The sequence below is a fragment of the Pseudarthrobacter siccitolerans genome (assembly GCF_001046895.1).
GTDB lineage: Bacteria > Actinomycetota > Actinomycetes > Actinomycetales > Micrococcaceae > Arthrobacter > Arthrobacter siccitolerans.
Genome location: NZ_CAQI01000053.1, coordinates 485702 through 499599, shown reverse-complemented (window position 1 = coordinate 499599; position 13898 = coordinate 485702). Strand labels below are relative to the sequence as shown.

The following is a 13898-nucleotide window of genomic DNA, read 5'->3' as shown; positions in this document are numbered from 1 at the left end:
GGCTCAGCACTCGATTACGTTGACGGCAAGGCCTCCGCGGGAGGTTTCCTTGTACTTGGTTTTCATGTCGGCTCCTGTTTCGCGCATCGTTTTGATGGCTTTGTCGAGGGACACCTTGTGGCTGCCGTCGCCGTGCAGGGCAAGGCGGGCAGCGTTGATGGCTTTCACGCTGGCGATGGCGTTGCGCTCGATGCAGGGGATCTGCACCAGCCCGCCCACCGGATCGCACGTCAGGCCCAGGTTGTGTTCAATGCCCACTTCGGCGGCGTTTTCCACCTGCGCGGGCGTCCCGCCCAGGACTTCGCAGAGCCCGGCGGCGGCCATGGAGCAGGCGGAGCCCACTTCACCCTGGCAGCCCACCTCGGCACCGGAAATGGAGGCGTTGATCTTGAACAGGATTCCGACGGCGGCCGCTGCCAGCAGGAACCGGACCACGCCGTCGTCGTTGGCGCCGGGGACGAACTTCACGTAGTAATGCAACACCGCCGGGACGATGCCCGCCGCGCCGTTGGTGGGCGCGGTGACGATCCGCCCGCCGGCCGCGTTCTCCTCGTTCACGGCCAGCGCGAACAGGTTCACCCATTCCATGGCCCGCAGCGGGTCGGTCACCCCGGTGTCCGCCGTCAGGGTCTGGAATAACGACGGCGCACGGCGGCGGACGTTGAGCCCGCCCGGAAGGATTCCTTCCGCAGTGCAGCCGTTGTCCACGCATTCGCGCATCACGGCCCACAGCTTCAGCAGTTTTTCCCGCAGCTCCGCCTCGGTCCGCCACACCAGCTCGTTGGCCAGCATCACGTCCGAGATGGACATGCCCTCACGGCGGCAGATCTCCAACAGTTCGTCGGCGGTGCTGAAGGGGTAGGGGAGGACGGTGGAGTCTTCCACGATCCGGTCGCCGGCGTCGGCATCGCCGTCCACCACGAAGCCGCCCCCAATCGAATAGAAGCTCCGTTCGGTGAGCACGGCTCCCGAGTGGTCCAGCGCCCGGAAGGTCATCCCGTTCGGATGGGCCGGGAGGGACTTGCGGCGGTGCAGCACCACGTCCTCGTCCCAGTTGAAGTCCACCCGGTGGTCGCCGCCGATCCACAGTTCGGCGTCGAGCGCGGCGGCAGCCACCTGGTCATCGGCGGTGGTGGTGTCCACGGTTTCGGGGTCCAGGCCCTTGAAACCGAGGACCACGGCCTTGTCCGAGCCGTGGCCCCGCCCGGTGGCACCGAGCGAGCCGAACAGCTCGGCCTGGACCCGCGTGGTGGAGCTCAGGTGTCCTTCGCCCTTGAGCCCGTCGGCGAACAGCTTCGCTGCCCGCATCGGGCCCACCGTGTGTGACGACGAGGGCCCGATGCCAACGGAGAACAGGTCCAGGACGCTGAGCGCCATTTAAGGGACCTCGGGGGAGGCGTACTCCCGCATTGCGTCCAGGAGCCAGCGGCCCAGGAAATCGGCGAACGAGGCGCGGGGGAAGATCCGGAAGGACTCCCCGCCGGTCTTCCACAGCACCACGGGGATGTTGCCGATTTCGGTGGACAGCGCCGTTCCGGCCGACAGGACGCGGGGGTGCAGGTCCAGGGAGCAGCCCTTCTCCAGGACTGCACGGGCCCGCGGTCCGGTGAGTTCGAAGGTGGTGCGGTTGGCGGAGAGATCCACCACCTGGCCTGCGCCGTCGGCCAGGGCTTCGCGCAGCGCCTGGATCAGGTCGCCGCCGAGGGACTCGTGGGCTTCCGTCGGTGCCACCACCAGGAATTCTTCGGGCCCGAGCCACAGGACGGAGGTATCGCCGGTGCCGCTGACGCTGCCGCACGCTGCGGGCAGTCCGCCGGTGACGGCGGCTATGCGCTGTCCGGCGTGGCTGTTCCGGTCAACCCGGAGGCCCACCATGGTCAGGAAGGAGACCTCGCGCAGTTCCACCACGCCCTGGACGGAGCCGGACTCAAAAGCTTCGCCGAGCGGGGCGGCCGGGCTGACGCGCAGGGAGAGGTTCTTCTGGGCGGAGTTTGCGGGTGCTGCTGTTTCAGCCATCTTTGCGGGCTCCTTCGGGGTCAAAAAGTACGGTTTCTGCGACAACAACGTCCACCAGCTGGTCGCCGGCGGCTGCCACGAGGGTTTCGCCGATCCGGTTGCGGCCGTTCTTGATCAGGGCCAGGCCGAATGACCTGCCCAGTGCTGCGCTGTGGTAGCTGGAGGTGACGAAGCCTTCCATCGGAACCGGCCCGTAGGCGGGGTTGGTGGAACGGCCCTTCTCCACGAGCTGGGTGCCTTCGGGGAGCCTGAAGCCGCCGTCCACCGGCAGGACGCTCACCAGGTGCTTGCGGTCCTCACGCTGACCGTCAACACGGGCGTAAGACCGCTTGCCGATGAAGTCCTTGGCCTTGGAGACAATCCATTCCATCCCTGCATCCTGCGGGGTGACGGTGCCGTCCGTGTCCTGGCCAACGATCGGGTAGCCCTTTTCGGCGCGGAGCACGTGCATGGTTTCCGTGCCGTAGGGGGTGATGTTGAACTCTGCGCCGGCGGCTGCCACGGCTTCCCACGTGTTGAGCCCATACCAGGACGGCACGTTGATCTCGTAGGCGAGTTCACCGGAGAAGGAGATGCGGCAGACCCGGGCGCGGACGCCGGAGGCGAGGGTGGTTTCGCGGAAGGTCATGAACGGGAAAGCTTCGGCGTCCAGCCCGCCGTTCGCGGCCATTTCCGGTGCCACCTTGGCCAGGACCTCACGGGATTTGGGTCCGACGACGGCGATGGTGCTCCACTGCTCCGTCACCGACGTGCAGTGCACATCCAGTTCCGGCCACTCGGTCTGCAGCCATTCCTCCAGCCAGTCCAGCACCTTGGCAGCGCCGCCGGTGGTGGTGGTCATGAAGTAGGTTTCCTCGTCGAGGCGCAGGGTCACGCCGTCGTCGAAGATCATGCCGTCGGGGGTGCACATCACGCCGTAGCGGGCGGAGCCCGGGGCGAGCTTCTTGAACGCGTTGGTGTACACCCGGTTCAGGAACTCGCCGGCGTCCTTGCCCCGGATTTCGATCTTGCCCAGGGTGGTGGCGTCCATAAAGCCCACGGATTCGCGGACGGCGGCGCACTCGCGGAGCACGGCGGCGTCCATGTCCTCGCCGGCCTGCGGGTAGTACCAGGGCCGCTTCCACTGCCCCACGTCCTCGAACAGGGCGCCCTTGGCGACGTGCCACGGGTGGATGGAGGTGACGCGGGCGGGGTCGAACAGCTCGCCGCGCTGGCGTCCGGCCAGTGCCGCGAACGCCACCGGGGTGAAGGGTGCCCGGTAGGTGGTGGTGCCGATGTCGCCGATGCCGCGGGAGGCTTCGCCGGCGGTGCGCAGCGCGGCGGCGATGACGCCGATCGCGTTGACGCCGGAGGTCTTGCCCTGGTCGTTGGCGGTGCTGATGGAGGTGTACCGCTTGATGTGCTCCACGGACCGCATGCCGGCGCCGGTGGAACGCAGTACGTCAGCCACGGACTGGTCGCGCTGGAAGTCCACGAAGTGGTGGTGCCAGTCGTCCGGGGTGCCCTGCTCGCCCGGAACCAGCCACAGCTGGCGGGTGGGGGCGGAGGCCCTCGGCTCACCCAGCGGGGAAGGTTCGACGACTGCGTCTGAATTTTCCGGGCTGAAGCCGGCAGCGATGGCGGCGGAAATGCCGGCGGAGATGCCCTCAGCCAGGCAGTCTGCCGTGTCGAAGGAGCCGCGGCCGGAGCCGATGGTCTGCTGGTTGGGGACTACGGTGCTTGGCACAAAGGCGGCCAAGTCCTCGTCCCAGCGTAGCTTGCCCTGCCGCTGTGAGTGCAGGTGGACCAGCGGGCTCCAGCCGCCGGAGACAGCCAGCAGGTCGCAGGCGATCTTTTCGATGCCCGAGGTGAGTTCGCCGTCGTCGTTGATGCTGCGGACGGTGACGCCGTCCAGGCGGCCGTCAGAATCTCCGGAGGTGTTGGCCACCGCGCTGCCGATCAGCACGCGAGTGCCGGCCTCGACGGCGGCTGCCGCCACGTCGGTCAGCTGCGGACGGGCGTCCACCACGGCAGCGATCTTGACGCCGGCGGCGCGCAGGTCTGCTGCCAGGGCGTAGGCGCTGTCATTGGTGGTGCTGATGACCACACGCTGGCCGGCTGCCACCGCGAAGCGGTTCAGGTAGCTGCGGACGGCGGAGGCCAGCATGATGCCGGGGCGGTCGTTGTTCTCGAACACCAGCGGGCGTTCGTGGGCGCCGGGGGCCAGGACCACCTGGTTGGCACGGATGTGCCAAATACGCTGGCGGGATACCCCGGAAGCGGCGGGGGAGGACAGGTGGTCGGTCCGGTTCTGGACGGCGATCACGTAGTTGGCGTCGTAGGCGCCGAAGGCCGTGGTGCGGTTCAGCACCGTGGACTCGGAGCCGGAGACGAGCTCGGCCTCGACGTCTGCCACCCATTCCAGGGCCGGCTTGCCTTCAATAGTCTCTGCGAGCTCGGGTGCGGTGGAGCCGGAGAGGAGGGAGCCGCCCAGTTCAGGCTGGTCGTCCAGCAGCATCACACGGGCGCCGCTGCGGACAGCCTCGCGGGCTGCTGCCAGGCCGGCGGGGCCGCCGCCGATCACCAGGACGTCCGTGTGGACATACTTCTTGTCGTATTCGGCGCGGTCATCGGCCGGGTCCAGCTTGCCCAGGCCGTTGAGGTATTCCGCCTTGAGACCGTCCACCAGGGTGACGGTGGTGGCGGGGAGCATGGACTCGGCCACGTGGCCGGGGAAGCGGGGCTGCACCTTGACCAGCGCGTTGGCTTCCTCCACCCCGGCGGACATGATGCCGCGGGGGCGGTCCTCATAGAGCGAGTTGCCGGCGGCGACGCGGCCGTTGGCCAGCAGGGCGGAAGCGAGCGTATCTCCCGGGTGTCCGGTGAACTCTTCGCCGTCCACCGTGAAGCGCCAGGAGATGGTGCGGTCGATGCGTCCGCCGGCGGCGAGGCGGGCGTTCTGGGAAGTCACTTGGTTGCTCCTTCCGGGGCGGTGGTGCTGGATGTAGGGGAAGTGCTGGTGGCAGCAATGCCGGGTGCCGCGCTTCCGGTAGTGGTGCTGTCAGCGGCAGTGCTGGCAGTGCCGGTTTCGGCGGTCACCTTGCCCGCGGCGTCCGGCCGGGGGGAGCCCATCGGGTAGATCGCCTGGATCTCGTAGGTGACGGTGTCGCGGAGCATGTTGAACCACTGGCGGCAGCCGGTGCTGTGCAGCCAGCGCTCGGCGAAGGCGCCCTTGGTGTTGTCCCGGTAGAACAGGTACTCGGCCCATTCGCGGTCGGTCAGTTCGTTCGGGCTTTCCGGGTAAGCCACGTGGGCCTGGCCGCCGTAGTGGAACTCGGTCTCGTCGCGGGAGCCGCAGTTGGGGCAGGAGATGAGCAGCATGTGCGTCTTCTTTCTAAAGTGCGTCGGGCGGCTAGTGGGCGACGGCGGCAGCGCCGTGTTCGTCGATCAGGGCGCCGGTCTCGAAGCGCTCCAGTGCGAACGGCTTGTTCAGCCTGTGCGGTTCGCCGGTGGCGATGTTGTGGGCGAAAGTCATGCCGGCGGCGGGGGTGGCCTTGAAGCCGCCGGTGCCCCAGCCGCAGTTCACGAACATGTTTTCCACCGGGGTGTTGCCCACGATCGGAGAGGCGTCCAGCGTGGTGTCCACGATGCCGCCCCAGGTCCGGAGCACGTGGGCCCGGGCGAAGATGGGGAAGAGCTCGACGGCGGCAGCCATCTGGTGCTCGATGACGTGGAACGAGCCGCGCTGGCCGTAGCCGTTGTAGGAGTCGACGCCGGCGCCCATCACCAGTTCGCCCTTGTGGGCCTGGGAAACGTAGACGTGCACGTGGTTGGACATGACCACCGTGGGGTGGACCGGTTCGTGCAGTTCGGACACCAGCGCCTGCAGCGGGTGCGACTGGATGGGGAGCCGGAAGCCTGCCATTTCGGCCAGCACCGAGCTGTGGCCGGCAGCGGCGAGGCCCACCTTCTCGGTGTTGATGGTGCCGCGGTTGGTCTTGACGCCCACCACGCGGTTGCCGTCCTTGACGAAGCCGGTGACTTCGCAGTTCTGGATGATGTCCACGCCCATCTCGTCGCACTTGCGGGCGAAGGCCCAGGCCACGTGGTCGTGCTTGGCGATGCCGGCACGGGGCTGGTAGGTGGCACCCATCACGGGGTAGCGGATGTTGTCGCTGATGTTCAGGATGGGGCAGAGTTCCTTGACCTGCTGCGGGTCAAGCCACTCGGCGTCCACGCCGTTGAGCTTGTTGGCGCCGACGCGGCGCATGCTTTCGCGGACGTCGCCCAGGGTGTGGGCGAGGTTCATGACGCCGCGCTGGCTGAAGAGGAAGTCGTATTCGAGTTCCTCGGGCAGGATTTCCCAGAGCTTGAGGGCGTGCTCGTAGATGGCCGCGCTCTCGTCCCAGAGGTAGTTGGAGCGGATGATGGTGGTGTTCCGGGCCATGTTGCCGCCGGCCAGCCAGCCCTTTTCCAGGACGGCGATGTTGGTCATCCCGTGGTTCTTCGCCAGGAAGTAGGCGGTGGCCAGGCCGTGCCCGCCGCCGCCCACGATCACGGCGTCGTAGGAGGACTTGGGCTCGGGGTTGCGCCAGAGGAAGTCCGGGTGCTCGGGGAGCTGGTGGGTGCTCACTTGGTGGCTCCAATCAAATCTGCTTCGAAGGCGGCAACGTCGGAGCCTTCGCTGAGGTGGGGGTACAGGGGGAACTGTTCGGCAAGGGCCGTGACGCGTGCGCGGAGTTCGACGACGGTTGCGTCACCAATGGTGCCGTTGCCTGCAGCGGCGATGAGCGCCGTCGCGATGATGTCCGCAACTTCAGCGAACTCGGTGGCGCCGAAGCCGCGGGTGGCCAGCGCGGGGGTCCCGATCCTTAGGCCCGAGGAGACCATCGGCGGGCGGGGGTCGAACGGGACCGCATTGCGGTTCACGGTGATGCCGATGCGGTGCAGGGCGTCTTCGGCCTGCTGTCCGTCCAGCTCGGAGTTGCGGAGGTCTACGAGGACCAGGTGGACGTCGGTGCCGCCGTTGACTACGGAGATTCCTGCTGCGGCAACGTCGTTGCGGAGGAGCCGTTCGGCGAGAAGCTTGGATCCCTGCAGGACGCGCTCCTGGCGCTCCTTGAATTCGGGGGAGGCTGCGAGCTTGAAGGCCACGGCCTTGGCGGCGATCACGTGCTCCAGCGGACCGCCCTGCTGGCCGGGGAACACGGCGCTGTTGATTTTCTTGCCGTACTGCTCCTTGGCAAGGATGACGCCGCCGCGGGGGCCGCCCAGGGTTTTGTGCGTGGTGGTGGTGACAACGTCTGCGTAGGGAACCGGGTTGGGGTGCAGGCCGGCCGCAACCAGGCCGGCGAAGTGCGCCATGTCCACCATGAGGTAGGCGCCAACGAGGTCGGCGATGCGGCGGAACTCGGCGAAGTCCAGCTGGCGGGAGTAGGCGGACCAGCCGGCAACGATCAGCTTGGGTCGGTGCTCCAGGGCCAGCGCCTCCACCTCGGCCATATCGATGCGGAGGTCGGATTCGCTCACGTGGTACGGGACCACGTTGTAGAGCTTGCCGGAGAAGTTGATCTTCATGCCGTGCGTCAGGTGGCCGCCATGGGCCAGGCTCAGGCCCATGATGGTGTCGCCCGGGTTCAGCAGGGCGAACATGGCGGCAGCGTTGGCCTGGGCGCCGGAGTGCGGCTGGACGTTGGCGAATTCTGCGCCGAACAGGGCCTTGACCCGGTCGATGGCCAGCTGCTCAACAACATCCACGTGCTCGCAGCCGCCGTAGTAACGCTTGCCCGGGTAACCCTCAGCGTACTTGTTGGTGAGGACCGAACCCTGAGCCTCCATCACGGCGGACGGGGCGAAATTCTCGGAGGCGATCATTTCCAGCGTGGACTGCTGGCGCACCAGCTCCTGCGCAATGGCCTGCTGGACTTCGGGATCGACTGCGGAAAGTCGCTCGTTCAACTGCTCAACCACGGATGCTCCTTTGAAATACCACTTGTTCAATGACTGATATATCAGTGTGAGGTTAATGGTATGATTGAGATCACAGCAGAGTCAATAGCTGGACCGAAAGCGGCTGAAAGCTACGAGTTTCGGATTCCGGCGGGTATCTAAGAACGGAGCAGCCCTTTGAATGCACTTCTTGCCCTGACGCCGGCGGAGGAGGAAGCGCCGTCGCAGGCGGAGGCCGCCTACCGGCAGCTGCGCGACAAGCTGATCATGCTGGAAATCCGTCCCGGCGAGCCCATCAATGACGGCCAGCTGGCCACCGAGCTCGGCTTTGGCCGTACTCCCGTGCGCGAGGCGATCAAGCGGCTCGAGGTGGACCATCTGGTGATTTCGTATCCCCGCCGCGGGACTTTCGCCACCAATGTGGACTTTACGGAGCTGGCCGACGTGTCCGAGATCCGGGAGCTGCTGGAGCCCCTCGCGGCGCGCCGCGCGGCGGACAGGGCCAGCGAAAGCATGCGCCGGGAACTGCTGCAGGTGGCCGATGCCATCGCAAGCATCGATCCCGGCGCCGGCGAATCACGCGACCTGATGCGCTACGACCTGATGGTGCACCGGCTGATCTACAAGGCCGCGGCCAATCCGCACCTGGAAGACACACTGATCCGCTATGACAACCTGGCCACGCGGATCTGGTGCGTGGTGCTGGACAAGGTCCCTTCGGTGACCGGCCACATCACCGAGCACGTGGACCTGCTCAAGGCGGTCGCCGCCGGTGACGCGGACAAGGCAGGGGAGCTGGCCTTGCACCACGTCACCAGCTTCGAGGAAACCATCCGGAAGATTCTCTAGCCCGCCCGGGACGCTCTCTCACTTAACGTCGAATAAACCGGGACGCTCTCTCACTTAACGTCGAATCAACCGGAACGCTCTCTCACCCAACGCCGAACCGGGACGCTCTCCCGCCCTTGAAAGGATGGAATGCGCGCCAGGCCCGCTGCCACTTGGAACGCCCAGGACCACACCATCAGGTTCGGCTTCGCCTTCATCGGCGTTTTGCTCATCGCCGTCAATCTTCGGGTGTCCTTTGTTACCGTGGGGCCGGTGCTCGCCAACATCAGCAGCGATCTTGGCCTGACGAGTGCTGCGGCAGGGTTCCTGACGGGGCTTCCCCTCATTGCTTTCGCTGTCTTCTCACCCGTGGCGCCCGCCTTCGCTTCCCGCCTGGGCCTCGACCGTGCGCTGTGGATGTCCCTGCTGATCCTGGCCTCGGGCATCGTGCTCCGCTCCCTGCCTGTGCCCGGCCTGGTCTGGGCGGGCACGGCATTGATCGGTCTGGCCATCGCGTTCCTCAATGTGCTCCTGCCCTCCCTCGTCAAGCGCGACTTTCCCCTGAGGGTCAGTCAACTGACGGGGAGCTACACCGCCACCCAGGCCGCGGTCGCCGCCATGGGGGCCGCCGTCGTCGTTCCCGTGGCGCAAACGTCCCCCGCGGGGTGGCGGCTTGCCCTTGGTATATGGGCGGGACTTGCCCTCATCGCCATGGCGGTGCTCCTGCCATGGCTCCGCCGGCACAGCTCCGGCACTGTGAACGCCGCCAAGCCGGCGGTCTCCTACCGGTCGCCGTGGGCATCAGCCTTGGGCTGGCAGGTGACCATCTTTATGGGACTTCAGTCGATCGCCTTCTACGTCCTGATGGCCTGGTTGCCAACCATCGAACAAAGCCGCGGGGTCCCGGCCGCTACCGCCGGTATCCATCTGGCTCTTTTCCTGCTCGTCAGCGTTTTCGCAAGCCTCGGGGCAGGCGGAATTCTTCACCGCGGTTCAGACCAGCGGCTTGTTTCCTTCGCCAGCGGAGCGGTGATGGTTGTGACGTTCCTGGGCCTGGCGACCGCGCCGGACCTTATTCTGATGTGGGTTGTTTTGGGAGCAATCGGATGCGGAAGCCTCATCGTCATTGCCCTGTCGCTGTTCAGCCTCCGGACCGTGAACCATCCGCAGGCGGCATCGTTGTCCGGCATGGCCCAGTCCGTTGGTTATGGCCTCGCTGCCGTTGGGCCCGTGATGTTCGGCGGGCTTCGCGACCTGAGCGGAGACTGGACACTTCCGCTCCTGGTCACCGCGGGGATCATGGCGGTTCTCGCCATGACGGGTCTGCTCGCGGGGCGGAACCGGGTGATCAGCGCCTCGACATGACGCCGCGCCCCCGTCGTCGTATCTATCCAAGCGGGGGATGGACAGTCCCCGTTCAGGCAGGCCGTCGTAAAGGCCCATATAGCCGGCCCGCCGAAACGGCGGCCCGCACCACGAAGGTGAGGGCCGCCGTCGTAATTTATATAAGCTCAGGTTTCGAGAGCTCTCGCAGCAGGATCAGATGATCGCGGCCTTCAGTTCCTTGGCAGCCACGGCGGGGTCGTCGGCGCTGTAGATGGACCCGCCGACGACGGCCACGTCAGCACCTGCACGCTGCACCGCTTCGATAGTGGAAAGGTTCACGCCACCGGCCACGGAGAACGGGACGCGGGCCTCTTCGCCGGCGCTCAGCAGGACATTCAGGTTGTAGCCGGGCTTCGCCTGCTCATCCAGGCCGGCGTGGAATTCGATGAACTTGGCTCCGAGCGCACGGGCTTCCTTGGCCCGGGTGACCTTGTCCGCAACGCCAATCAGGTCCACCACGATGCCCTTGTTGTGGGCCTTGGCCGCCTTCACAGCCCCGGCAATGGTGGAGTCGTCGGCGCTGCCCAGGACGGAAACCAGGTCCGCGCCGGCGGCGAAGGCGATCTCGGCCTCCAGTTCGCCGGCGTCCATGGTCTTCATGTCGGCGAAAACAATCTTGTCCGGGTGGGCGGTCTTGACGGCGGTGACGGCGGACAGCCCGGCGTTTTTCACCAGCGGCGTGCCCAGTTCAATGATGTCCACGTATTCGGCGACTTTGCCGGCGAGCTCAAGGGCGGCTTCGACAGTGAGGACATCCATGGCGACTTGCAGTTTCATGTTCTATCTCTTTCGGGTTGAGGGTTTGTTGCGGAGGCTTGGTAGGGGATGCTTATTCGAGGTTCGCGTGGCGCTGCCAGAGGTCCTCCGGGGCGGTGGCCTCTTCGTCCCACAGGCTCTGGAATACGGACTCGGTGGTGGCGAACAGCACCTGCTCGAAGAGGCTCCCGGAGTACTGCCGGGTCACTGCCGAGCCGTGGTCCGTCTTCTGCGCCGCAGGAATCAGGACGACGGCGGCCGCGGCGTCGGCGAGCGGGGAGCCTTTGCTGGTGGTGTAGGCGGCCACGCGGGCACCCTGGGCGACGGCGGTTTCCGCCGCTTTGACCACGCCGGCGGTGGTGCCGGAACCGGATGCGGCGAGCAGGAGGTCGCCGGCGCGGATGGCAGGTGATGTGGTCTCGCCCACCACGTGGACGGTCAGTCCGAGGTGCATCAGCCGCATTGCCGCCATTTTCAGGACCAGCCCGCTGCGGCCGGCGCCGGTCACGAAGATCCTGGCGGCCAGCCTCAGCTCCGTCACCAGGGCGGCCACCTCTTCGGGATCTACCCGCTGGAAGACGGTGCTGATCTCATCCAGGACCAGGGCGCGGTTCCGGTCAAACGCGCGGGACGTGCCGGTCAGGGCTGTATGGGCCGGGTCTGTTGCTGCGATAGCGCTCATGCGTACCTCCTTGGACGTTGTGACCCTTCAATGCTCGCCCGTCCTGCGGGTGGGTCCAACGCCATGATCGGACAGTCTGCACTGCCCAAAAGGGTAGGTGGTTCCGCCCAGGGCCCGTACACTGGGCAGGTGGAACGCCCCAACCTCGCCTTGCTTGAAGCCGTCGCCGCCCTGTCTGGTGCTCCGCTGATGGAGATTGCCCACCGGCTGCGGGAAGCCATCAGTCCCTGCTGGCAATCGACTGCATTGGTGATTTTCACCGAGGACTGCACCGGCCGCCCGCAGAAGAAGTCCGGTGCCGAGGCGATCATCAGCAGGGTCTCGATCGCCGAGCTTGACGCCATCCGGGCCACACTCCTTGCCGACGGTGGCGCCGGGTGGTGGCGCGGTGAAGCCACCTTCGGCGGCGGCACGCGACAGGTCCTTGCTGTCTCGTCCCCCAGCAATGCGCTGCTGGTCCTCTCCGACCCGCAGCCGCTTCCGGGCGCCGGGCCGGACCCGCAGTGGCTGCTCAACTACCTGTGGCGGTTGGCGGCTGAACGGATCCGGGAAAAGGTGGCTGATGCGCCGCCGTCGTACCTCATCGAATCCCGCGCCGCTTCGGCGGAGCGCCTGCGGGTGACGGCCGAACTGGTGGACCAGCACTCCACCACCCTCGAGACCCTGCTTGCGGCGCTCAGGTCCCCCGCGCTGGCAGACGCTGCCGCCCGTGCTGCCGCAACGGACGTGGCAGCAAAAGCCCTCGTGGGCCTGCGCACGTTCAGCGACCGGACCACTGACCTCGTCGAAGAGCCTGTAGCCTCCGCGTTCCAGCGCCTCCGCGACGACCTCCGCCCGCTGGTGAACTTCAGCGGGATCGACCTGCAGTTCATCGAACCGCCGGTCAACGGCAGGGCGCTTCCGGGCGAGGTTGCGCACGCGGCGCGGGCCATTGTGCGGGGACTGGTGCTGGCGATGGTGGACCAGGAAGGCGTCCGCCGGGTCCGGACGCAGTGGGATTGCGACGGCGTGAACCTGCTCATCAACGTGCGGGACGACGGTCCCGGCGAATTGTCCGCATCGGCGCCGGCCATGGCGCGCCTCGTCCAGCGCGTCGAGGCCCTCAACGGCAGCATGGCCGTGGACGTGATGCCCGGCTGGGGTGCCGACGTCGCCGTCGCGCTCCCGCTGGATCCGCCGGCCCGTCCGCTGGCAGAGGCAGCCGACTGGAACCTGGGGGAGCGGGAACTTGAGGTGCTGCAGCTGCTCGCCGCAGGGCAACGGAACCGCGGCATCGCCGCAAAACTTCACATCAGCGAAAACACCGTGAAGTTCCACCTCCGCAACCTCTACCGGAAGATTGGCGCCTCCTCGCGGACGGAAGCCATGGCTCTCGCGCACAGCAACGGCCTGCGTTAACGCGCTTAACGCAATGTCAGCTCCGTCACAGCTCCCGGTCTAGGATCGAAATGTGGAACCAACCCCATGGTGCCACGGGCGGGAGTATGGATCGTGGCTTCGAAGAATGACCGGGAACCCGATGCCGACGCGGAGGCGGCCCACGGCGGCGTGCAGTCGGTGGACCGTGCCCTCGCGGTCCTGGAGATCCTGGCGCGGGACGGCCACGCGGGCGTGAGCGACATCGCCGAGGAAATGGGCATCCACAAATCCACCGTCTCCCGGCTGCTTGGTTCGCTGGTGAGCAGGGAAATGGTCCACCAGAACAGCGAGCGCGGCAAATACCAGCTCGGCTTTGGCATCCTCCGGCTGGCCAGCTCCATCCCGGGCAGGCTAAGCCTGGTCCGCGAGGCCCGGCCCGTACTCGAGGCCCTCGCCGAAGAGTTCAAGGAAACGGTGAACCTTGCCGTCCTCCGCTCCAACTACGCCGTCAACGTGGACCAGGCGATGGGCCCGTCCACCCTGGCCACCTACGACTGGGTGGGCAACCTGACACCACTCCATGCCACCTCCAGCGGAAAGGTCCTGCTGGCCGCCCTGCCTGCCGAGGAGCGGGACCGCATCCTGAAGGAAACAGGCCTGCCGCCGCGGACTCCGCGGACCATCACCAACCGGAAGGAACTCGAAACCCAGCTGCTCGACGTCGCCCGCGACGGCTACGGCGTGGTGCGCGAAGAGTTCGAGATCGGCCTCACGGCTGCTGCTGTTCCGGTCTATAACCACCTGGGCGCGGTGATCGGGGCCATCAGCATCTCCGGACCGGCCTTCCGCTTCGATCCGGAGACAGCGCCGGGACTCATCGAGGGCCTCCGGCAGGCCGGGCTGCAGGTCAGCGCCAGGATGGGCTACACCCGGCGCTAGCTGC

12 protein-coding genes are annotated in these 13898 nt (G+C 66.8%); 4 read left to right on the top strand and 8 right to left on the bottom strand.

The annotated features are described in order from the left end of the window. Nucleotides 1-3: 3 nt before the first annotated feature. Genes ARTSIC4J27_RS19435 through glyA form a run of 6 tightly spaced genes read right to left on the bottom strand, consistent with a single transcriptional unit; the run spans nucleotide 4 to nucleotide 7965 of the window. Nucleotides 4-1377, bottom strand: coding sequence for an L-serine ammonia-lyase (locus ARTSIC4J27_RS19435; protein ID WP_050056813.1), 1374 nt, complete (start codon nucleotides 1375-1377; stop codon nucleotides 4-6). Then, nucleotides 1378-2016, bottom strand: coding sequence for a sarcosine oxidase subunit gamma (locus ARTSIC4J27_RS19430; RefSeq protein WP_050056812.1), 639 nt, complete (start codon nucleotides 2014-2016; stop codon nucleotides 1378-1380). Next, the gene (locus tag ARTSIC4J27_RS19425; protein WP_050056811.1) at nucleotides 2009-4966 is read right to left on the bottom strand and encodes a sarcosine oxidase subunit alpha family protein; all 2958 of its coding nucleotides are present in this window, start codon (nucleotides 4964-4966) and stop codon (nucleotides 2009-2011) included. Before ARTSIC4J27_RS19425 ends, ARTSIC4J27_RS19430 begins: the two co-directional genes overlap by 8 nt. Further along, nucleotides 4963-5376, bottom strand: a complete 414-nt coding sequence (locus tag ARTSIC4J27_RS19420) for a sarcosine oxidase subunit delta (protein ID WP_050056810.1) — start codon at nucleotides 5374-5376, stop codon at nucleotides 4963-4965. Before ARTSIC4J27_RS19420 ends, ARTSIC4J27_RS19425 begins: the two co-directional genes overlap by 4 nt. Before the next feature lie 31 nt (nucleotides 5377-5407). Next, complete coding sequence (locus tag ARTSIC4J27_RS19415; RefSeq protein ID WP_050056809.1) at nucleotides 5408-6628, bottom strand: sarcosine oxidase subunit beta family protein; 1221 nt, start codon at nucleotides 6626-6628, stop codon at nucleotides 5408-5410. Next, entirely contained in the window at nucleotides 6625-7965 is a 1341-nt protein-coding gene (gene glyA, locus ARTSIC4J27_RS19410) for a serine hydroxymethyltransferase (protein ID WP_050056808.1), read from the bottom strand. Before glyA ends, ARTSIC4J27_RS19415 begins: the two co-directional genes overlap by 4 nt. A gap of 156 nt (nucleotides 7966-8121) precedes the next feature. Here glyA and ARTSIC4J27_RS19405 point away from each other — a divergent pair, with 156 nt between their 5' ends. Continuing rightward, the gene (locus tag ARTSIC4J27_RS19405) at nucleotides 8122-8793 is read left to right on the top strand and encodes a GntR family transcriptional regulator (RefSeq protein ID WP_050056807.1); all 672 of its coding nucleotides are present in this window, start codon (nucleotides 8122-8124) and stop codon (nucleotides 8791-8793) included. 129 nt (nucleotides 8794-8922) lie between these two features. Beyond that, the gene (locus ARTSIC4J27_RS19400) at nucleotides 8923-10137 is read left to right on the top strand and encodes an MFS transporter (protein WP_050056806.1); all 1215 of its coding nucleotides are present in this window, start codon (nucleotides 8923-8925) and stop codon (nucleotides 10135-10137) included. Nucleotides 10138-10311: 174 nt separating this feature from the next. On the opposite strand, the gene hxlA is transcribed toward ARTSIC4J27_RS19400, so the two are convergent. Both hxlA and hxlB read right to left on the bottom strand, forming a co-directional pair. Further along, nucleotides 10312-10935 carry a 3-hexulose-6-phosphate synthase gene (gene hxlA, locus ARTSIC4J27_RS19395; RefSeq protein ID WP_050056805.1) on the bottom strand — a complete coding sequence of 208 codons (624 nt, stop codon included), beginning with the start codon at nucleotides 10933-10935 and terminating at the stop codon, nucleotides 10312-10314. 52 nt (nucleotides 10936-10987) lie between these two features. Further along, nucleotides 10988-11596, bottom strand: coding sequence for a 6-phospho-3-hexuloisomerase (gene hxlB / locus ARTSIC4J27_RS19390; RefSeq protein ID WP_050056804.1), 609 nt, complete (start codon nucleotides 11594-11596; stop codon nucleotides 10988-10990). Between the two features lie 189 nt (nucleotides 11597-11785). Here hxlB and ARTSIC4J27_RS19385 point away from each other — a divergent pair, with 189 nt between their 5' ends. Beyond that, nucleotides 11786-12994, top strand: a complete 1209-nt coding sequence (locus tag ARTSIC4J27_RS19385; protein ID WP_235436788.1) for a helix-turn-helix transcriptional regulator — start codon at nucleotides 11786-11788, stop codon at nucleotides 12992-12994. Nucleotides 12995-13087: 93 nt separating this feature from the next. Then, nucleotides 13088-13894 carry an IclR family transcriptional regulator gene (locus ARTSIC4J27_RS19380; protein WP_050056961.1) on the top strand — a complete coding sequence of 269 codons (807 nt, stop codon included), beginning with the start codon at nucleotides 13088-13090 and terminating at the stop codon, nucleotides 13892-13894. The last annotated feature ends 4 nt before the right edge of the window (nucleotides 13895-13898 follow it).

Bases quoted from the DNA above. Each gene is read 5' to 3' on its own strand.
- ARTSIC4J27_RS19435 (WP_050056813.1), bottom strand. From the start codon at position 1,377: ATGGCGCTCAGCGTCCTGGACCTGTTCTCCGTTGGCATCGGGCCCTCG.
- ARTSIC4J27_RS19385 (WP_235436788.1), top strand. From the start codon at position 11,786: ATGGAGATTGCCCACCGGCTGCGGGAAGCCATCAGTCCCTGCTGGCAA.
- ARTSIC4J27_RS19430 (WP_050056812.1), bottom strand. From the start codon at position 2,016: ATGGCTGAAACAGCAGCACCCGCAAACTCCGCCCAGAAGAACCTCTCC.
- ARTSIC4J27_RS19420 (WP_050056810.1), bottom strand. From the start codon at position 5,376: ATGCTGCTCATCTCCTGCCCCAACTGCGGCTCCCGCGACGAGACCGAG.
- ARTSIC4J27_RS19400 (WP_050056806.1), top strand. From the start codon at position 8,923: ATGCGCGCCAGGCCCGCTGCCACTTGGAACGCCCAGGACCACACCATC.
- hxlB (WP_050056804.1), bottom strand. From the start codon at position 11,596: ATGAGCGCTATCGCAGCAACAGACCCGGCCCATACAGCCCTGACCGGC.
- hxlA (WP_050056805.1), bottom strand. From the start codon at position 10,935: ATGAAACTGCAAGTCGCCATGGATGTCCTCACTGTCGAAGCCGCCCTT.